The following is an 18735-nucleotide window of genomic DNA, read 5'->3' on the forward strand; positions in this document are numbered from 1 at the left end:
CCGGAATCATGCGCGTTCTCGGGCTGATGAGCGGCACCAGCGCCGATGGAGTGGATGCCGTTCTTGCTGAGTTCAGTGGACCATCGAGCAGCCCAAGCTGGACCCTCATCCACAGTGCATCCTGCCCCTATCCCTCCAATCTGCGCGCGCGCATGCTGGCCATGGCCCAGGGGGAAGCCGCACCTGCAGCAGCCGTTCTGGAACTGGCTGAAGCGATCACTGAACAACAGGCAAACGCCGCTGAAGCCTGTGATCCTGATCGTTCAGCCAGCCTCGTTGGCTGCCATGGTCAAACAATCTGGCATCGCCCTCCTGACGACGACGCGAAAGGCAAGCGCCGACGTGGGAGCAGCTGGCAGATGCTTCAGGCCACTCTGCTCGCACAAATGCTGCAGCGACCAGTCATTCACGATTTCCGTGCCGCCGACCTCGCTCTGGGAGGTCAGGGTGCACCACTTGTACCCATGGCCGATGCGGCTCTGATGGGCAAGATCGAAGGCTGGAGAGCGCTGCTGAACCTCGGTGGCATCGCCAACATCACCCTGATTCCCCCGTTACGCGGCCCAGACCGGAAACGCCCAGTGCTCGGCTGGGACTGCGGTCCCGCCAACAGCCTGATCGACCTAGCGATGACAGCTTTCAGTGATGGGCAAGAGCGCTATGACCGGAATGGAGACATGGCTGCGCTGGGAGAGGTGATCGATGCACCGCTGACAAGCTGGCTCCGTGAGCCCTACTTTCTGAAGAAAGCACCAAAGTCAACCGGTCGGGAGCTGTTCGGCCGCGAGGATCTTGAACGGAGGCTCAGCGAGCTTCATCCGGCCGGCCCCGAGGACCAGATCGCCACTCTCACAGCCTTAACAGCTGCAGTGGTGGCTCAGGATCTGCAGCATCTGAGCGATCTAGACCTTCCCTTGCCGGTGGAAATGGTGGTAGCCGGGGGAGGCCGCCGCAACAGAACCCTGATGCGGGAATTGCAGTCGCGTTGCCATGGCCTCAGAGTGCGCCCCAGCGACGAGCTAGGTCTTCCATGCGAGACGCGTGAAGCGTTGGTGTTCGCACTACTGGCCTGGTGGCATCACCGCAATCATCCCGGAAATGCGCCCTCCATCACTGGGGCTGAGCGCAGCTGTGTTCTGGGGGTGCGCGCCGAACCGGTCTAAGCCCTTTCAGCCGGGTCGATGCAACCGCAAACGCCTGGGAGCACCCCGGAGTCGACGAGGTTGCTGGGCCTCTAAAGCGGAACGCAATCGCTCCGTCGGAGTAGGAGTTTGCACCCCGGAGGAACCAGCCTGCTCTAGTCGCTGAACCCCTTGCTGGATCAACACTTTGGCCATGTTGCTGACAGTTCGACACTCCTGCTCAGCCAGAGCTGTCAGCCGATAACAGAGCTCTTCGGGCAGAACCACCTGAATCCGAGGCGATTTCGGCTTCCCGCTAGATGAGTTTTGGCGGGTCGCCACGATCCGTGAGGCAGAGATACCTAAAAGTGTACTGAGATGCGCAAGGGTAGTATCCAGCACTATGCTGTGGTCATCGATTCCCTCCCTGAAACGCGGCTCATCAACTCAGGACTGCACATCAACGATTCCGCCAGGACCGCCATGCCACGTACAACCAGCCAGGCCCCCAGCACCCGCCAGGCAGCACCACGCAACCGCAGGGCTGCCGGGTCTCGCCGATCCCGCCGTGCCGCTGATCAAAGTGATGTACTGGTGTCTGCTGTGATCAGTTCCTATCTGCTAACCCACCTGCACCACGTGCTGCAGCGAGCTGAGTACGGAGCGGTCAAGGAAGGCAGGCTGTCCCAGGCGGCCAACTATGCCCAACTCCGCAAGGTTCTTTGTATGGATGCGCGCAGCATGGAAGATGCTTCCGCATCGGGCCTCAAAGAAGCCGACCTCGACCAAGCCGCATAAGGGAGAGCGGCCATGGGCATAGAGAGCGGCCATGGATAGGGTTCATCTCGGAAATGGTGGTGCGCCATGGGCAACGCAGCAGAGCTCTACGCAAAAATCGAACAGGACCGGGATCTGACACGCGCCCTGTTCAGACAGGCTCTTCAGAATCCTGACGGAGCCGTTCGGGCCATTTGTCAGGTCGGGGAACAGATGAACCTTCCGGTGACCCATGACGAGGTCAAGGCGTTCATCAACGGCCTGGATGACGAACTCAGCAAACAGTGGCTGGTCAAAGCGAGGGGCGGTCTTTAATCAATTGGCTGGTCTGGGGGGGCGAAGCCGGGACAGGCAGACGATCCCTGCTGCCACCTCCACCGGCCCAGCTGAAGAACAACCAGTAACTCACCAGAGCCAGCCCTGCGGCCACCACTAGGGCGGTGACCTGCTCCAGCATTCGCATCAACGCTGCATCGTTCTGACATCACAGTCTGACCACACCCGACACGAGATGATGGTGCTTCTCTGCGTCTTCGCCGGTGCTGCGACTCGAGCACGTCAGCAAGATCTATCCCACAGGGGAAGTGCTCCGGGACGTCACCTGGGAAATCAAAGCGGGCGACCGCATTGGCCTGGTGGGTGTTAACGGCGCAGGCAAATCAACTCAAATGCGATTGATCGCTGGCCATGAAGAGCCGACCAGCGGCTCGGTCGTTCGCCAGGGAGAACCACGCATCGCATTCCTGCAGCAGGAATTCGATGTGGACCCCTACCGCTCAGTTCGGCAGGAGCTCTTCCAGGCCTTTGGAGAAGCCGCCACCGTGCTGAACCGTCAGCGTGAAGTGGAAGACGCAATGGGCTCTGAGAAAGCAGCTGAAGATCCCGACCATCTCGATGAGCTCATCCACGAGCTGGGACAGCTGCAAAACCGATTCGAAGCCCTGCATGGCTACGAACTGGATGCTCGCATCGACAAGCTGCTGCCCACCATCGGCTTCACTCCAGAGAGTGCGGAATGCCTGGTCGGGGACTATTCAGGCGGATGGCAAATGCGGATCGCCCTCGGCAAGATTCTTCTTCAGGACCCGGATCTATTGCTGCTCGATGAACCGACCAACCACCTGGATGTGGAAACCATCCAGTGGCTCGAGGGCTATCTGCAGGAACAAACAGCAGCACTGGTGGTGATCAGTCACGATCGCACCTTTCTTGATCGCGTCTGCAACCAGATCGTGGCCACTGAAAGGGGAATCTCCAGAAATTATCTCGGCAATTACACCGCCCATCTGGAGCAAAAGCAGATGGAACAAGAGGCGACTCAAGCAGCCTTCAACCGTCAGCAGAAGGAGATCGCCACCCAGCAGGCCTACATCGATCGATTTAGGGCCAGTGCCACACGGAGCACCCAAGCCAAAAGCAGGGAAAAACAACTCGACAAGGTGGAGCTGGTTGACGCTCCTATCGAAAGCGTTGGCGGACCAAGTTTCCGCTTCCCGGATGCACCTCGCTCCGGCGCCCAAGTCGCGCTGATGGAAAACCTCACCCACAGCTATGGCGATCAAATCCTTTTTCTCGGAGCCGAACTGGAGGTGGAACGGGGAGATCGCATTGCCTTTGTCGGGCCGAATGGAGCCGGGAAGTCCACGCTTCTGCGACTAATCATGGGGATGGAGTCACCGGACGAGGGCTCAGCTCGCCTAGGTGAACACAACGTGATCGCGCGTTATTTCGAACAAAACCAGGCAGAAGCTCTTGACCTGGGCAAAACGGTGATCGACACCATGTTTGAAGCGGTACCCGACTGGACGCAGACCCAGGTGCGCTCGCTGCTAGGCAGCTTCTGCTTCAGCAACGACACCGTCTTCAAAGAGGTCGGGAAGCTCAGCGGTGGCGAGAAGGCACGACTTGCACTGGCCCTGATGCTGCTGACACCATGCAATCTCCTGGTGTTGGACGAGCCCACGAATCATCTCGACATCCCAGCCAAGCAGATGCTGGAAGACGCCCTCTGCGCCTATGAAGGAGCTGCACTACTCGTATCCCACGATCGGTATTTCATCTCGCGGGTCGCCAATCGCATCGTTGAGCTGAGGGATGGAGAGCTGGTGCTTTACCGAGGGAACTACTCCTATTACGTCGAAAAGAAAGCCGAGGAGAAAGCGGCCGCTGAAGCCGCCCTCCAACAGGCACAACAGGAAGCGAAGAAAAAAGCCAAACGAGAGAAGCAAAAAGAGCGGGACGCAAAACGCAAAAGCGCGGCTTGAGTCCAATACGACGGCCTACAAGACGAAACTTCACAAACTGTTAGGCAGGAAGACTTATTTCCCTTTACCCGTTCGGAACGTGTGCATAGGCTGACATCACCGATCCCGGCACTCGATGAGAAACGCTGAAACTCAGTCCGCCGGTATCCATGACGTCAATCTGAGCAGCCCCCATCCAGCAGGCGACCATGAGCAGACATGGGATGCAGTGGAGACCTATTTCGAGTGCATCACCACATGCTCCCTGGACGATGGTGAATGCATCACACGCTGCGTTGAGCAACTGAAGGATGCGGATGACGCCTGACCCAGATCAAGGCATCTTCAGAGCACGCATTTCAACGGGCCTCACCGTTACAGGCAGTTCCTTTCCTTGTCGTTGGATGTTGAGTACCAGTGGCTGACCAACACCGCTGCGATCAATGGCTGTCACCACTTCAGCCGGATTACGCACTGGCTTGCCTGCCACTGACACGATGACATCGTTGACCTGAAGGCCGGCCAGAGCTCCAGGACCACCGGGCATCACCGAACGCACAACAGCACCGGGGGGCACGGTCCCGCTGGGCATCGAGGCAGGAATCGTGGAGAGACCAATCCCCACCATGGGGTGGCTGGCTCGTCCCTCGTTCACCAGCTGCAAGGCGATCGTTCTTGCTCTGTTGATCGGGATGGCAAATCCAAGGCCGGCGCCGGGGCCTGAGCGCACCAACGTGTTGATTCCCACCACCTCACCGGCGGAATTGAGCAACGGGCCACCGGAGTTCCCGGGGTTGATCGCCGCATCGGTCTGAATCAGATCCAGACGTTTGCCCCGAATGCCGAGCTGGGACACGTTCCTGTTGAGGTTGCTCACGATTCCCAGGGTCACAGTGTTTTCAAGACCGAAAGGATTGCCGACAGCGATGGCCCAGTCACCAACGCGGAGTCGATCCGAATCGCCAAGAGGAGCGGTCGGCCAGAGACCTCCTCCATTGAGCTTCACAACCGCGAGATCGGTCACCGAGTCCTGACCCACCACCTGACCGGAGACTCTTCTGCCATCAGGCAATCCCACCATCACCCGATCCGTGTTCTCAACGACATGGGCATTGGTCAGCACCAGTCCCTGGCCATCGAAGATCACACCACTGCCCTGCCCACGTTCAACACGAGCCCTGGGAGCCGCTGAACCCTGTAAACCGAAAAATCGCTGAAAAAAGGGATCAATCAGCAGTCCGTCTGGCAACCCCGATCCACCTGCTGTTCGTACCGTTCGCTGCGTTTCCAGAGTGACCACCGCAGGACCGCTTTTCGCCACGGCCGCTGCCACGAAGGATTGAGCCGGCAGACCGGCTGAGGCTGAGAGCTGAGGTGCCGCGGTAGCACTCTTCTGCGGCAACACCAGACCTACTGGTGCCACGAACGACAGGCCCATCATCAGAGGCAGGACCCTGCGGCTGACACGCACAACCGGAGCAGGCTTCTTGACGGAACTAAGGGGTGCCACAGCCATGGAGAGGGCAACGACGAATTTCGAGAAACTGACCTTAATGAGGGCAAACCACCGCGGATAGGGGGGATCGCCATTGATTCCATGACCAGATGCAACCCAACAGTGCGCCATGAACGAGCACAACTGGGCCAGGAATGGCGATGATGGGGGCAAGAGAGGGTGTGTCCCAGCTCGACAACCGCCGTCATCCCATGATCAGCAGTCTTTTTCCCCTGATTTACGGACTGGTCTTCCTGGCCCTGCTTTGGCAAGCCTTCAGGGTGATGGGACGCGGGTTCAGCGCAGCAGTGCGCTCTCCAGGAGCGATGGCCCCACCAGCAGACCGAACCGGCAAGGTGACCATTCACCCGGAACTCCTCGATGGTGACGGCCGATTGACCGAGGAAGACCTGCTCACCGTTCGATTCAGTGGTGAGGACGAGACTGGGGAACCTGGCGTGCGCCCCAATGAATAGGTTAGGTAGGAAAGCTGCGTGGCAGCTTGACTCGGACTCATAGGGGGAACCTTCTGGTGGATCAAAGAACACGGATCGTTGCCGCGGTAATCAAATCCGTGAAACTTCCTCCCCGCTTTCGCTTGCGGCTGCTCAAGGAGGATCCAGTTCGTCTGGAACTCAGCCTCACTCCCGCCTATGGCAAGGATCCAATCCAAGTAGGGCTGGTGGAATCACTGGACCTAGTCGCCAGACGCGACCGAGAAGGGCGAATCCCCCGGGATCTTCAAGGCACCTGGGACTGGACGGTCAGGCATGGCCAGGTGAGCACTGGTGGCTGGAACCCCTACCTGAAAGAAGCCCTCCAGACGATGTTCGAGACCGGACTGCCTGCGATTGTCTATGAGGAACTCACTGGAGAGGATTACCATCCAGTTGACGGAGCCCGCCACGTCCGCTGACCCCCGCAGACTGCAGCCGCTGCCTGCTTCTGGCACCTTGCTGCGTGTAACGCAGTGCCAACAGATACAGCCAAGGCGGCCAACAACGGGCTAAACAACTCACGTCAGGCCCTTAAGCATTTCTTCATGGCCACGCTGAAACATCGCAACGCTCCGCTGATCCGACTGCTCACCGCCATGGGGGCACTGACCAGCATTTTGCTGCTGGGCGTTCTCAATTTCATCCACTGACGCCGATCGTCGCCCTTGGGTTCTTTTCCCATTGATGGTCTTCTGGCTGAGCTCTGCGCACGACTGCACAGCTCAGGAACGTTGATCCTTCAGGCACCACCGGGTGCAGGCAAGACCACTCGGGTTCCCCTGGCTCTGATCGGGGAACTGGTTCAAGCACCGCGAGCTGAGGGCCGCATCCTGCTCATTGAGCCACGACGACTGGCGGCCAAAGCAGCTGCAACGCGACTGGCTGAGTCCATCGGTGAACCCGTGGGTCAACGCGTGGGGTACTCCGTCCGCAACGAACAGAAACGCTCAGACGCCACGACCATCGAAGCCATCACCGACGGACTGTTCTTGCGGCGTCTTCAGTCACAGCCAGACCTGCCTGGGGTGGGCGTCGTGATCTTCGATGAATTCCACGAGCGCCGCCGCGACAGTGACGTCGCCTTGGCCCTGCTCCGAGAAGCAAGACGCGTACTGAGGCCTGATCTGAAGCTGTTACTGATGTCAGCAACTTTGCAACTCGAGGCGCTGAGTGCTCAGTTCGATTCTGCTGACACGCTCACCAGTCAGGGACAAGCCTTTCCGGTGAAGACGCGCCACTGCCCGCCTCGCAACAAAGAGCAGCTCGAAACGCACGTGCTGCGCGTACTCGAGGAGGAATTGATCGAGCTCGAGGATGGGCGCCACAAAGGTGAAATCCCTCCTGGGGTGCTCGTTTTCCTCCCCGGTTTGCGTGAAATTGATCGGTGCCGACAGAAGCTCATGGGAGTGCAACGTCTGCAGAACTGGCAAGTGCTGACGCTGCATGGCCAGCTCTCTCTCAAACTTCAGACCGAAACACTCAGATCCTGCGACCAGCGCTGGAGTGGACGCATCGTGCTATCGACGTCCATCGCGGAAAGCTCTCTCACTTTGGATGGCATCCGCCTCGTGGTGGATGCAGGACTGAATCGGCATACGCGATTTGATCCAGGCACCGGCATGGAAGGGTTAGTCACCGTGCCAGCAAGTATTGCCAGCGCGGATCAAAGACGGGGACGAGCCGGACGTCAGGGACCCGGACGCTGCATTCGCCTTTGGTCAGCGGCCGACGAGCAACGTCGACCAGCGCAAGACCCACCGGAACTGCAACGGGCCGATCCACAACCCACCGTGCTTGATCTGGCTCAATGGGGCGCTGGCCTGGGCGAAAACCTCGACTGGCTGGAACCTCCGCCCAAACCACTGCTCCAGGAAGGACAGCAACAGCTGAAGCAGCTGAAACTACTAACGGATCAGGGGCAGATCACAGCCCTTGGCCAACAAGTAGCAGCGTTCGGCATGCACCCAAGGCTGGGGCTGATGTTGATCGAGGCGAGGCGTTCGGGACTGGAGGCATTGGCCTGCGATCTGGCTGCATTACTGAGTGAACGGGATATCCCCGGGAGCCGCGATCTCGGGTGTGACATCAGCCACCGCCTTCAGCGCCTGAGAAACACAACGCGATCAGATCCTCACGACGGCCTTGGTCGCATGCGCCAGCAGAGCCGGCAATGGCAAAAACAGTTGCGGGCGCTCAAGCCAGCCGCTGCGCAGGTGCCGATGAATGCGCCGGAGGACCTCGCCATCGCGCGGCTGATCGCCACGGCATTCCCCGAGTGGATCGCCCTAGCCCGACCGGGACGAACAGGGGCATTTCTGCTGCGTCAGGGTCGCGGCGCTGTGCTGGCGACGGCAGACCCTTTAAGCAGCGCCGAGGCCCTTGTGATCGCTCGGCTTGACCTTAAGGAGCGTGATGCACGCATTCGCTTGGCAGTGCCCATTAGCCGGAACTTTCTCAACAACCTCGCCTCAGAACAGGGGGAATGGCGCGAAGACGTCTCCTGGAACGACAGACAGCAGGGAATCCGCGCTGAGCGCGTGCTGAGGCTTGGTGCGATCGAATTGCAGCGACAACAACTTCCCCGCCCCTCCGCCGATCTGGTAAGCCAGGCATTGCTACAGCGCCTTCGCGACCATGGACTCGAACTTCTCCCCTGGAACGAACGCTGCGAGCAGCTGCGTCGACGCCTTCAGATTGCCCATAGCCACTTGGGAGCCCCATGGCCCAATCGCACACTCCAGGAACTGCAGAACACTCCTGAGCTCTGGATCGGAGAGGTCAGTCTGAACTTCAGCAGCTGGCAGGACCTGGATAGCAATGGCCTGATCGAAGCGTTATGGAGCGATCTCACCTGGGCACAGCGAAGAGAACTAGACACGTTGCTCCCCGAGCGGCTGAGGATTCCGAGCGGCAGAGAAGCCAGAGTGACCTACGGAGAGGACGACGCTGTGCTTTCGGTGAAGCTGCAGGAGATGTTTGGCTGCGACCAAGCACCGATTCTTCTCAACGGGACACTGCCGGTGACCCTTGAACTGCTCTCGCCAGCTGGCCGCCCCTTGCAGCGCACCAAGGACCTCGAAGGCTTTTGGGCAGGCAGCTACAACGACGTCCGCCGTGAGATGCGCGGCCGCTACCCCAAACACGCGTGGCCAGAGTCACCGATGACAGCGGCTCCAACTAGCAAGTCGAAGAAGTGGTCGTAATGCTGCGTTCACGACAGGCAACAAAACTCCATTGTTTGTTACATTGGTGGAAGTCAAGGATTACGACCCATGTCTGACAACGCATCCCGCTTCGGCTTCGTCAACTTCGCTGAAACCTGGAACGGCCGCTTGGCCATGATGGGCTTCGTGATCGGTTTGGGTACTGAGCTGCTCACCGGTCAAGGCATCCTTGCCCAAATTGGTCTCGGCTGATCGCGGCATCACGTACTGAGAGCCATCGGCCCTCATCAACCCCATTGGCAAGCCGATGGGGTTTTTTAATGTCTGCCGTCACTGCGAGAGAGTGTGAACAGCCGTTCTCTGCCCTTGCCCCGTTTCTTCGTAGGCAACCGCCGCGATGGTGCCAGGTTGCTGAGCAGTGCACTGGTGTTCCTGTCGATCGGACTGACACAGCTGGACCATCAATGGGGGCGGATCCTCAGTGTCATTGCTGGCGCTGTCTGCATCTACTGGGGTCTCGCCTATCGCCGCCTTGATCGCTAACGCCATCCCCAGCTACTCCGTTAAGGAGCTCAACAGCGCGGTTGGCTCACTACTGGAACGCGGTTTCGCCCCCCGCTTTCTGGTTCAGGGCACTGCGTCACGTCCCCAGGTCAAGAAGGGACACCTCTGGATGAACCTCACCGATGGAGAGGCCACCATCACAGTGGTCTGCTGGGCTTCTCGGTTGAACCAGCTCGATTACGTCCCAGCGGATGGTGACGGAATCACAGTGGTGGGAAAACTGAATTTCTGGGCCGCCCGCGCCAGTCTGGCCGTACAGGCCATCGACATTCGCCCGAGTCTCTCCACTGTTGAACGACGCTTTGAAGCCGTCAAAGCGCTGCTGACATCAGAAGGGTTAATTGATCCAACAGCACGAAGACGCCTGCCATTAAGCCCCAAGCGAATTGCTCTATTAACGAGCGTTCCAAGTTCAGCCCTGGCGGACATGCTGAGGACTGCCCGAGAGCGCTGGCCTCTGGCAGAGCTGCTTGTCGTTCCAATCCCTGTTCAGGGCACCGTCTCTCCACAGATCTGCGCAGTCCTAGAGAAGATCAACCAAGCCCAACCCCAATTGAAGCTGGATGCTCTGGTCCTGGCCAGGGGAGGGGGCAGCCGAGAGGATCTGATGGTGTTTGACGATGAACAGGTCTGTCGCGCCATTGCTTCGTTCTGCTGTCCGGTCGTGACAGGTCTGGGGCATGAAGACGATCTCACCGTGGCCGACCTGGTGGCTGATCACCGTGCTGCCACCCCCACCGCAGCAATCGTCAGCCTTTTCCCGAATCGAGTGTCAGCCTTGCAGACCGTCCGGCAGCAACGTTTGCAGCTGGTGCAACAACAGCAATGGCGTCTCAATCGCGAGAGAGAACGGCTTCAGCAAAAGCATCAACTGCTTCGAAATGTTCATCCGCAAACTGTGTTGCAGCGCAGCCGTATGCAGTTGCGTCAACGACAGCAACTGCTCAAAGCCCTCTCACCGGATCGCTGGTTAAGCCGAGGTTTCGCCAAAGTGATTCAAAGGGACGGAACAGTGCTGGAGTCCGTCAGTCAAGCCAATCCCAACGACGATCTGATGATTCACGTCCGAGACGGGCAAATCAGTGTCACTGTCCAATCCATTCAGACCAACGATGGATCACTCCTAACTCCAGACGAAAACCACTAACAGACAACCCACATCTCCATTTCTCAATGCCAAAGAAATCCCAAACGGTCAAGAACGATCCACAGGCAACTTGGCGCAAGGATGCTGAGGGACTGAACTACGAGGAGGCGCTGCAGGCACTCGACCTGCTCTTGGCCAGGCTTCAGGACGAGTCTTTACCGCTGTCCGAACTGCAAAGCAGTCATCAGCGGGCAGAGATTTATCTGAGTCGATGTGAACAACTCCTCAGCGAAACAGAACAGAATGTTCTTCAACTTGATCCTCAGACATTGACCACCGAGACCTACGCGCCGCAGAACGATGCGTAACGTTCTGACCTGGAGCTATCTGTTTTTAGCGTTGCTGGGTGCAGTTCTGCCCTGGCAAGCCAATCTGGAATTCATGCAGGCGGGATCAGGAACAGGGTTCGACCTAAGTGGCTTCATCAGAGATGCCAATTTGACTGCAGCATCACGATCCCTCAGTCGGGATCTGATCATCGGCGCCACGGCGTTCACGATCTGGATTGCCGTCGAAGGTCGGCGTTTGCAGGTCAAAGGTTGGTGGATTTCCTTGGTGCTGTGCGTCACCGTGTCGTTTGCTTGCGGAGGACCATTTTTTCTGCATTTGCGTGAACGCCGACTTGTCGAGCTTGAGACAGACAACGCACCGATCAAAACAATTGAGTGACCAACTAAAGCAGTGAAGACTTAGCTTTCAACATCTTCAGCCGTGACATCAATCGTGACGGAACTGGCAGGTGTTGAATCAACTTCAACCTGGGGGCTGGCAGCCTGCGAGCTATCAGCATTTGAGAAAGCAGCCCCACAAACAGCACAAACTGGGGTTGCCTGCAGCGAGGCGGAACCGCAGTTGGGACAGACCTGCATTCGGCTTTGCAACACCTTCCATCCAATCCAGCCAAGACCTCCGAGGATCAAAGGAAGTGCAAGCAAAACCAGCGCAACTCCGCCAAGAACATCGATCAAAGCTCTACCAACAGGCGTTGGTAGCAAGAGCAATAGGGCCACGAGCCAGACCAGTGGGGGCAGACGACCCATATCAACCGGGACCCGTTGAATGAAAGATCTCCATGATTACTGATTCAAGTCAATCTTGGACGACACGCAAGAACGGATCACCGCTCTTCTTCATACGCATATTGGCCAACTCAACACTCCAACACTGTCCGAAATAAATCACAACGCCAACCATCCAGATCCAAAGAGTCAAGACAAGAACTCCACCGATGACTCCATAAGCTTGGAATCTTGATCCCAGTGAAAAAATACTTCGACTGACTGCAAGATTGAGGATTGTCAGCAGAAAACCAATCAACAAAGACCCAGGAATCAGCGGCAGAAAAGGAACTTTTCGACTCGGAAGCAAGAACTGCAACAGCAGAGCCATCCCCGAAAAACCCATAAAAGGAATCAACAGACGGCCGAACTGAATCACCGGCAAATCAGGGAAAATATCAGCCAACCATGGCAAGGATCGAGCCAGTTCATCAACAAAAGCCGCTGGAACCATTCGCAGATTGGCACTGATTTGATCTGCAACGATCAATAGACCTATCAGAATCACTACGAAAAAGGCTTCAATTCTCACCCGTACAAAGCGATAAGCCTGAGCCCCAAGCGGCAATGCATCAGGCAATGGCTGCAGTACATCGCGCCACAAACGGTCAGCTCCACGCTGCAAGGTCAAATAAACATTCCCAGCCGTTACCAACAAAACGGCTGCGCCGAGGAGACCAGCGCCAAACCCCTGAGAAACAAGCTGCATCAAAGTCTGGCGAATAATCTCAATCGCCGGTGGTGGCAGCACACCACTTGCATAGATCAGAATCTGTTCATCAAGGTTCTGCTGCCGCCCCAGAAGCCAGGACGTCAAAGACAATGAAATGAGCAGAATCGGAAAGATTGACTGAAGAGTGTAATAGGCAAAAGCAGCACTGAGATCAACACAATCAGTAGATGCCCAACGTAAATATGCCCTCCATAGAGAGCGGCAAATTTGACGAATCGACAGCATCTTCGCCATGAATTCTGTCAAAGTTATCGATCCAAACTAGCGCGTCAGGGCACAAAAAAAGCCATCCTCCAGGATGGCTTTCTTCGCATCACGTGCGTGATAGAAATGTTTTACCTGGCATCGAGCTATTTTCTCAGGGGGCTACCCCCCAAATATCGTCGCCGCTGCTGCGTTTCACAACCGAGTTCGAGATGGATCGGAGTGGTTCCACAGCGCTATGGACACCAGGATAGAAAACATTCCCAAGGTTGAACCCTGAGAACTGCATAGGACATCATCAACAACTTTCATCGTTAATGATGTGTCTGAATCGAATAAAACTTCGCCTCAGGCAAGAACCAAATCATGGTCAAGCCCTCGGTCTATTAGTACTCCTCCGCTGCATCCATTACTGGACTTCGACGTAGAGCCTATCAACGGGTGTTCTTCCCGTGACCTTACTGGGTTACCCCATGGGAATACTCATCTTGAGGTGGGCTTCCCACTTAGATGCTTTCAGCGGTTATCCACTCCGCACATGGCTACCCAGCGTTTACCGTTGGCACGATAACTGGTACACCAGAGGTGCGTTCCTCCCGGTCCTCTCGTACTAGGGAGAAATCCTCTCAATATTCCTACGCATACACCGGATATGGACCGAACTGTCTCACGACGTTCTGAACCCAGCTCGCGTACCGCTTTAATGGGCGAACAGCCCAACCCTTGGGACCGACTTCAGCCCCAGGTTGCGATGAGCCGACATCGAGGTGCCAAACCTCCCCGTCGATGTGAACTCTTGGGGGAGATCAGCCTGTTATCCCTAGAGTAACTTTTATCCGTTGAGCGACGGCCCTTCCACTCAGAACCGTCGGATCACTAAAGCCGACTTTCGTCCCTGTTCGACTTGTAGGTCTCACAGTCAAGCTTCCTTCTGCTTTTGCACTCATCGGCTGATTTCCAACCAGCCTGAGGAAACCTTTGCGCGCCTCCGTTACCTTTTAGGAGGCGACCGCCCCAGTCAAACTGCCCACCTGATACTGTCCGCTCCCCGGATAACGGGTGAACGTTAGAACCCTAGCTCTGAAAGAGTGGTATCTCACCATTGACTCCCTAGTACCCACGAGCACTAGATCAACGTCTCCCACCTATCCTGCGCATTCAGAGCCCGGGCACAATACCAAGCTACAGTAAAGCTTCATAGGGTCTTTCTGTCCGGGTGTATGTAGTCCGCATCTTCACAGACAATTCTATTTCGCCGAGCCTCTCTCCGAGACAGTGCCCTGATCGTTACGCCTTTCGTGCGGGTCGGAACTTACCCGACAAGGAATTTCGCTACCTTAGGACCGTTATAGTTACGGCCGCCGTTCACCGGGGCTTCAGTCGCCAGCTTCGCTTACGCTGACCGGCTTCCTTAACCTTCCGGCACTGGGCAGGCGTCAGCCCCCATACATCGTCTTGCGACTTAGCGGAGACCTGTGTTTTTGGTAAACAGTCGCCAGGGCCTTTTCACTGCGACCACCTTGCGGTGGCACCCCTTCTCCCGAAGTTACGGGGCTAATTTGCCGAGTTCCTTAGAGAGAGTTACCTCGCGCACCTCGGTATTCTCTACCACCCCACCTGTGTCGGTTTCGGGTACTGGCAGTTATGTCTTAACGGGTTTAGAGCTTTTCTTGGAAGCATGACGTCACCGACTTCGCTGCCGTAGCAGCTCGTACTCACGCCTCAGCTCGGAACGTTTTCGCCGCTCCTCATAGCCTCGAACGCTTGAACCAGTAACCAACGTCTGGCTCGGCTAGCCTTCTCCGTCCCTCTTCCCAAAACATAACCGGTACAGGAATGTTGACCTGTTATCCATCGACTACGCCTTTCGGCCTGACCTTAGGACCAGACTAACCCTCCGCGGACGAGCCTGCCGGAGGAACCCTTAGGGTTTCGGTGCATGGGATTCTCACCCATGTTTTCGCTACTCAAGCCGACATTCTCACTTCTATGCAGTCCACGCCCGCTCACGCTAACGCTTCGCCCCACATAGAACGCTCCCCTACCATAAATCCGCAGCTTCGGTACAACGCTTAGCCCCGTTCATTTTCGGCGCAGGATCGCTCGACCAGTGAGCTATTACGCACTCCTTTGAGGATGGCTGCTTCTAGGCAAACCTCCTGGTTGTCTGGGCAATCCCACCTCCTTTATCACTTAGCGTTGATTTGGGGACCTTAGCTGGCGGTCTGGGCTGTTTCCCTCTCGACCATGGAGCTTATCCCCCACAGTCTGACTGCCTCGCTACACACAGGGTATTCAGAGTTCATCTCGATTTGGTACCGCTCTCGCAGCCCGCACCGAAATGGTGGCTTTACCCCCCTGCTGGAGCACGAGACGCTACGCCTCAACGTATTTCGGGGAGAACCAGCTAGCTCCGGGTTCGATTGGCATTTCACCGCTAACCACAGCTCATCCAGTGACTTTTCAACGTCAGTTGGTTGGGACCTCCACTTGGTATCACCCAAGCTTCATCCTGGCCATGGTTAGATCACCCGGGTTCGGGTCTATAAACACTGACAAACGCCCTATTCAGACTCGCTTTCGCTATGGCTCCACCATTTCCGGTTTAACCCGCCAGTGCCTATAAGTCGCCGGCTCATTCTTCAACAGGCACACGGTCACCCTATGAGTAGGGCTCCCATTGCTTGTAAGCTCACGGTTTCATGTTCTATTTCACTCCCCTCCCGGGGTTCTTTTCACCTTTCCCTCGCGGTACTGTTTCGCTATCGGTCACACAGTAGTACTTAGCCTTACGAGGTGGTCCTCGCAGATTCACACGGAATTTCACGTGCTCCGTGCTACTCGGGATACAGCTAGGTCAGTTCAGTTTTCGTGTACGGGGCTTTCACCTTCTTTGGCGTGTCTTTCAAACACTTCCACTAACATCCCTTTTCCACATTGCTGTCCCACAACCCCGATGGTCGAAACCATCGGTTTAGGCTCTTCCCCGTTCGCTCGCCGCTACTCAGGGAGTCGTTTTTACTTTCCTTTCCTCCAGCTACTAAGATGTTTCAGTTCGCTGGGTTGGCTCGTGCCAGCCTATGGATTCAGCTGGCCGTTCTAAGGGTTGCCCCATTCGGAAATTCCCGGATCAAAGCGTGTTTCCAGCTCCCCGAGACTTATCGCAGGTAACCACGTCCTTCATCGCCTCTGTGTGCCAAGGTATCCGCCGTGAGCTCTTTGTAGCTTGACCATTAATCTCCAAAACGCTTGCTGTTGTTGAAACAGATTCTGAAAAATTCATTTCTGAATTCATCATCAAACTCCTATTTGCTCGACACAATTAGAAGAACGTTATGGAGTCTCGGCTCTTGCTCAAGAATTGACATCATCCTAAAAAGAATGATGCATCCATGAGAGATGCTTTATTCTTACAGACTTTTCCTATGCAGTTGTCAAGGTTCTGCTAAACATCAAACTGATAAATCAGTTCGAGCCCAGCATCTTATCAACTAAAAAATCGTGATGACTCACGCTCTTTCAGAATGACAGGAAGCTAGGTTCATGTCAGCGGACACATCTAAATCACAACACACTCGAATTTACCTTCCTTGTTCAGAAGATGGAGATTGAGTTCGATCAGTGGAGGTTAGGAGACTCGAACTCCTGACATCCTGCTTGCAAAGCAGGCGCTCTACCAACTGAGCTAAACCCCCAACACCGAATGGGCCATCCTGGACTTGAACCAGGGACCTCACCCTTATCAGGGGTGCGCTCTAACCACCTGAGCTAATGGCCCAGGAAGACTCAACCCTTGTGGGATGTGAACTAGACAAAGTTTAGGAACTGAAAATTTCCACCAAGCAATCCATATTTCTATGCATTCTTGACTTCAAAATTGAGGTACCGATCGACCTAAGGTGACAGGATTTCGGCCTAAGAATGAATTACTCAGACATCAAAATCATTGTTTGTCTCCCTGTTAGGAGGTGATCCAGCCGCACCTTCCGGTACGGCTACCTTGTTACGACTTCACCCCAGTCATCAGCCCCACCTTCGACGTCCTCCTCCACAAGGGTTGGAGTAACGGCTTCGGGCGTGGCCAACTTCCATGGTGTGACGGGCGGTGTGTACAAGGCCCGGGAACGTATTCACCGCAGTATGCTGACCTGCGATTACTAGCGATTCCTCCTTCACGTAGGCGAGTTGCAGCCTACGATCTGAACTGAGCCACGGTTTATGAGATTTGCTTGTCCTCGCGAACTTGCTGCTCTTTGTCCGTAGCATTGTAGTACGTGTGTAGCCCAGGATGTAAGGGGCATGATGACTTGACGTCATCCACACCTTCCTCCGGTTTATCACCGGCGGTCTCTCTAGAGTGCCCAACTAAATGCTGGCAACTAAAGACGTGGGTTGCGCTCGTTGCGGGACTTAACCCAACATCTCACGACACGAGCTGACGACAGCCATGCACCACCTGTCACTGCGTTCCCGAAGGCACTCTCTCGTTTCCAAGAGATTCGCAGGATGTCAAACCCTGGTAAGGTTCTTCGCGTTGCATCGAATTAAACCACATACTCCACCGCTTGTGCGGGCCCCCGTCAATTCCTTTGAGTTTCACACTTGCGTGCGTACTCCCCAGGCGGAACACTTAACGCGTTGGCTACGACACCGAGGGGGTCGATTCCCCCGACACCTAGTGTTCATCGTTTACGGCCAGGACTACAGGGGTATCTAATCCCTTTCGCTCCCCTGGCTTTCGTCCATGAGCGTCAGTTATGGCCCAGCAGAGCGCCTTCGCCACTGGTGTTCTTCCCGATATCTACGCATTTCACCGCTACACCGGGAATTCCCTCTGCCCCTACCACACTCAAGCCAATCAGTTTCCACTGCCATGATGGAGTTAAGCTCCACGTTTTAACAGCAGACTTGAAAGGCCGCCTGCGGACGCTTTACGCCCAATAATTCCGGATAACGCTTGCCACTCCCGTATTACCGCGGCTGCTGGCACGGAATTAGCCGTGGCTTATTCCTCAAGTACCGTCAGATCTTCTTCCTTGAGAAAAGAGGTTTACAGCCCAGAGGCCTTCATCCCTCACGCGGCGTTGCTCCGTCAGGCTTTCGCCCATTGCGGAAAATTCCCCACTGCTGCCTCCCGTAGGAGTCTGGGCCGTGTCTCAGTCCCAGTGTGGCTGATCATCCTCTCAGACCAGCTACTGATCGATGCCTTGGTGAGCTCTTACCTCACCAACTAGCTAATCAGACGCGGGCTCATCCTCAGGCGAAATTCGTTTCACCTCTCGGCATATGGGGTATTAGCGGCCGTTTCCAGCCGTTATCCCCCTCCTGAGGGCAGATTCCCACGCGTTACTCACCCGTCCGCCACTAACCCGAAGGTTCGTTCGACTTGCATGTGTTAAGCACGCCGCCAGCGTTCATCCTGAGCCAGGATCAAACTCTCCGTTGTAGATCAAGTCCTCTTAAAGGCTTTCACCTCTTCAACTTGATTTGCTTTACCCACTCATCAGCACTGGCGCACTGATTGCAGTTAAAACCACCTTCCTCTGACAGAAGGGTTCATAAGAGTGCACTTAGAATCTCTCCTTCGTGACTTTCCAGGATCTCAGATCCGGTCGTTGCTCCACAACATGCACACCGACAACATCGAAAGCTCGTGAAAACTTTCAATCTTGTAAGCACATTGCTTCTTTGCAACTAATAATTGTTGACGGGACCTCACACTTACATCGCTA

Annotated in this window: 18 protein-coding genes, 2 tRNA genes and 3 rRNA genes; 13 read left to right on the forward strand and 10 right to left on the reverse strand. The window is 56.0% G+C overall.

The genetic code is table 11. The annotated features are described in order from the left end of the window. Positions 1-8: 8 nt before the first annotated feature. Positions 9-1163, forward strand: coding sequence for an anhydro-N-acetylmuramic acid kinase (locus SynBIOSU31_RS12760; protein WP_186490586.1), 1155 nt, complete (start codon positions 9-11; stop codon positions 1161-1163). A gap of 6 nt (positions 1164-1169) precedes the next feature. Here SynBIOSU31_RS12760 and SynBIOSU31_RS12765 read toward each other — a convergent pair whose 3' ends face one another. Then, a complete protein-coding gene (locus SynBIOSU31_RS12765) occupies positions 1170-1463 on the reverse strand; it encodes a ribbon-helix-helix domain-containing protein (RefSeq protein WP_186490588.1) in 294 nt (97 codons plus the stop codon). Positions 1464-1604: 141 nt separating this feature from the next. Here SynBIOSU31_RS12765 and SynBIOSU31_RS12770 point away from each other — a divergent pair, with 141 nt between their 5' ends. Both SynBIOSU31_RS12770 and SynBIOSU31_RS12775 read left to right on the forward strand, forming a co-directional pair. Continuing rightward, on the forward strand, positions 1605-1919 hold the full coding sequence (locus SynBIOSU31_RS12770; RefSeq protein ID WP_186490590.1) for a hypothetical protein: 315 nt from the start codon (positions 1605-1607) through the stop codon (positions 1917-1919). 66 nt (positions 1920-1985) lie between these two features. Further along, positions 1986-2213, forward strand: coding sequence for a hypothetical protein (locus SynBIOSU31_RS12775; protein WP_186490597.1), 228 nt, complete (start codon positions 1986-1988; stop codon positions 2211-2213). Here the strand turns inward: SynBIOSU31_RS12775 and SynBIOSU31_RS12780 are convergent. Continuing rightward, on the reverse strand, positions 2191-2361 hold the full coding sequence (locus SynBIOSU31_RS12780) for a hypothetical protein (RefSeq protein WP_186490599.1): 171 nt from the start codon (positions 2359-2361) through the stop codon (positions 2191-2193). The genes SynBIOSU31_RS12775 and SynBIOSU31_RS12780 overlap by 23 nt on opposite strands. A 76-nt stretch (positions 2362-2437) precedes the next feature. Here SynBIOSU31_RS12780 and SynBIOSU31_RS12785 point away from each other — a divergent pair, with 76 nt between their 5' ends. Both SynBIOSU31_RS12785 and SynBIOSU31_RS12790 read left to right on the forward strand, forming a co-directional pair. Continuing rightward, positions 2438-4162, forward strand: a complete 1725-nt coding sequence (locus tag SynBIOSU31_RS12785; RefSeq protein ID WP_186490601.1) for an ABC-F family ATP-binding cassette domain-containing protein — start codon at positions 2438-2440, stop codon at positions 4160-4162. Positions 4163-4277: 115 nt separating this feature from the next. After that, the gene (locus SynBIOSU31_RS12790; protein WP_186493187.1) at positions 4278-4469 is read left to right on the forward strand and encodes a hypothetical protein; all 192 of its coding nucleotides are present in this window, start codon (positions 4278-4280) and stop codon (positions 4467-4469) included. Positions 4470-4475: 6 nt separating this feature from the next. Here SynBIOSU31_RS12790 and SynBIOSU31_RS12795 read toward each other — a convergent pair whose 3' ends face one another. Next, positions 4476-5657, reverse strand: a complete 1182-nt coding sequence (locus SynBIOSU31_RS12795) for a trypsin-like peptidase domain-containing protein (protein ID WP_186493066.1) — start codon at positions 5655-5657, stop codon at positions 4476-4478. Positions 5658-5848: 191 nt separating this feature from the next. On the opposite strand from SynBIOSU31_RS12795, the gene SynBIOSU31_RS12800 reads away from it, so the two are divergent. From SynBIOSU31_RS12800 to SynBIOSU31_RS12835, 8 genes are all read left to right on the forward strand, one after another. Further along, positions 5849-6112: a DUF2973 domain-containing protein gene (locus SynBIOSU31_RS12800; RefSeq protein WP_186490603.1), complete on the forward strand. Its 264-nt coding sequence runs from the start codon at positions 5849-5851 to the stop codon at positions 6110-6112. 56 nt (positions 6113-6168) lie between these two features. Further along, positions 6169-6552, forward strand: coding sequence for a hypothetical protein (locus SynBIOSU31_RS12805; RefSeq protein ID WP_066911878.1), 384 nt, complete (start codon positions 6169-6171; stop codon positions 6550-6552). Positions 6553-6798: 246 nt separating this feature from the next. Further along, positions 6799-9336, forward strand: a complete 2538-nt coding sequence (gene hrpB / locus SynBIOSU31_RS12810) for an ATP-dependent helicase HrpB (RefSeq protein WP_186490604.1) — start codon at positions 6799-6801, stop codon at positions 9334-9336. A gap of 69 nt (positions 9337-9405) precedes the next feature. Continuing rightward, entirely contained in the window at positions 9406-9549 is a 144-nt protein-coding gene (locus SynBIOSU31_RS12815; protein ID WP_186490606.1) for a chlorophyll a/b-binding protein, read from the forward strand. 114 nt (positions 9550-9663) lie between these two features. Beyond that, positions 9664-9840 carry a hypothetical protein gene (locus SynBIOSU31_RS12820; RefSeq protein ID WP_186490608.1) on the forward strand — a complete coding sequence of 59 codons (177 nt, stop codon included), beginning with the start codon at positions 9664-9666 and terminating at the stop codon, positions 9838-9840. After that, a complete protein-coding gene (xseA, locus tag SynBIOSU31_RS12825) occupies positions 9830-11008 on the forward strand; it encodes an exodeoxyribonuclease VII large subunit (protein ID WP_186490617.1) in 1179 nt (392 codons plus the stop codon). The genes SynBIOSU31_RS12820 and xseA overlap by 11 nt, the downstream gene beginning before the upstream one ends. A 26-nt stretch (positions 11009-11034) precedes the next feature. After that, entirely contained in the window at positions 11035-11316 is a 282-nt protein-coding gene (gene xseB / locus SynBIOSU31_RS12830; RefSeq protein WP_186490619.1) for an exodeoxyribonuclease VII small subunit, read from the forward strand. Further along, positions 11309-11677, forward strand: coding sequence for a DUF2834 domain-containing protein (locus SynBIOSU31_RS12835; RefSeq protein WP_186490621.1), 369 nt, complete (start codon positions 11309-11311; stop codon positions 11675-11677). Before xseB ends, SynBIOSU31_RS12835 begins: the two co-directional genes overlap by 8 nt. 20 nt (positions 11678-11697) lie before the next feature. Here SynBIOSU31_RS12835 and SynBIOSU31_RS12840 read toward each other — a convergent pair whose 3' ends face one another. The 7 genes from SynBIOSU31_RS12840 to SynBIOSU31_RS12870 all read right to left on the reverse strand — a co-directional run bounded on the left by SynBIOSU31_RS12840 (position 11698) and on the right by SynBIOSU31_RS12870 (position 18449). Further along, on the reverse strand, positions 11698-12048 hold the full coding sequence (locus tag SynBIOSU31_RS12840; RefSeq protein WP_186490623.1) for a hypothetical protein: 351 nt from the start codon (positions 12046-12048) through the stop codon (positions 11698-11700). 49 nt (positions 12049-12097) lie between these two features. After that, positions 12098-13033, reverse strand: coding sequence for a YihY/virulence factor BrkB family protein (locus SynBIOSU31_RS12845; RefSeq protein WP_186490625.1), 936 nt, complete (start codon positions 13031-13033; stop codon positions 12098-12100). Between the two features lie 103 nt (positions 13034-13136). Beyond that, positions 13137-13253, reverse strand: a 5S ribosomal RNA gene (rrf, locus tag SynBIOSU31_RS12850). A 116-nt stretch (positions 13254-13369) separates the two neighbouring features. Continuing rightward, positions 13370-16235: ribosomal RNA gene (locus SynBIOSU31_RS12855) — 23S ribosomal RNA — on the reverse strand. Positions 16236-16625: 390 nt separating this feature from the next. Then, positions 16626-16698: transfer RNA gene (locus SynBIOSU31_RS12860), tRNA-Ala, on the reverse strand. A gap of 9 nt (positions 16699-16707) precedes the next feature. Next, positions 16708-16781: transfer RNA gene (locus tag SynBIOSU31_RS12865), tRNA-Ile, on the reverse strand. 183 nt (positions 16782-16964) lie between these two features. Then, positions 16965-18449, reverse strand: a 16S ribosomal RNA gene (locus SynBIOSU31_RS12870). The 16S, 23S and 5S rRNA genes sit together here with 2 tRNA genes alongside, the layout of an rRNA operon. Positions 18450-18735 lie beyond the last annotated feature (286 nt).

The sequence above is a fragment of the Synechococcus sp. BIOS-U3-1 genome (genome assembly GCF_014279975.1).
Lineage (GTDB): Bacteria > Cyanobacteriota > Cyanobacteriia > PCC-6307 > Cyanobiaceae > Synechococcus_C.

Excerpts from the sequence above, each read along its gene's own strand:
- SynBIOSU31_RS12840 (WP_186490623.1), bottom strand. The coding sequence starts at position 12,048 with ATGGGTCGTCTGCCCCCACTGGTCTGGCTCGTGGCCCTATTGCTCTTG.
- SynBIOSU31_RS12835 (WP_186490621.1), top strand. The coding sequence starts at position 11,309 with ATGCGTAACGTTCTGACCTGGAGCTATCTGTTTTTAGCGTTGCTGGGT.
- SynBIOSU31_RS12795 (WP_186493066.1), bottom strand. The coding sequence starts at position 5,657 with ATGGCTGTGGCACCCCTTAGTTCCGTCAAGAAGCCTGCTCCGGTTGTG.
- SynBIOSU31_RS12775 (WP_186490597.1), top strand. The coding sequence starts at position 1,986 with ATGGGCAACGCAGCAGAGCTCTACGCAAAAATCGAACAGGACCGGGAT.
- SynBIOSU31_RS12815 (WP_186490606.1), top strand. The coding sequence starts at position 9,406 with ATGTCTGACAACGCATCCCGCTTCGGCTTCGTCAACTTCGCTGAAACC.
- SynBIOSU31_RS12790 (WP_186493187.1), top strand. The coding sequence starts at position 4,278 with ATGAGAAACGCTGAAACTCAGTCCGCCGGTATCCATGACGTCAATCTG.
- xseB (WP_186490619.1), top strand. The coding sequence starts at position 11,035 with ATGCCAAAGAAATCCCAAACGGTCAAGAACGATCCACAGGCAACTTGG.
- SynBIOSU31_RS12800 (WP_186490603.1), top strand. The coding sequence starts at position 5,849 with ATGATCAGCAGTCTTTTTCCCCTGATTTACGGACTGGTCTTCCTGGCC.
- SynBIOSU31_RS12845 (WP_186490625.1), bottom strand. The coding sequence starts at position 13,033 with ATGGCGAAGATGCTGTCGATTCGTCAAATTTGCCGCTCTCTATGGAGG.
- SynBIOSU31_RS12780 (WP_186490599.1), bottom strand. The coding sequence starts at position 2,361 with ATGCGAATGCTGGAGCAGGTCACCGCCCTAGTGGTGGCCGCAGGGCTG.
- SynBIOSU31_RS12770 (WP_186490590.1), top strand. The coding sequence starts at position 1,605 with ATGCCACGTACAACCAGCCAGGCCCCCAGCACCCGCCAGGCAGCACCA.
- SynBIOSU31_RS12760 (WP_186490586.1), top strand. The coding sequence starts at position 9 with ATGCGCGTTCTCGGGCTGATGAGCGGCACCAGCGCCGATGGAGTGGAT.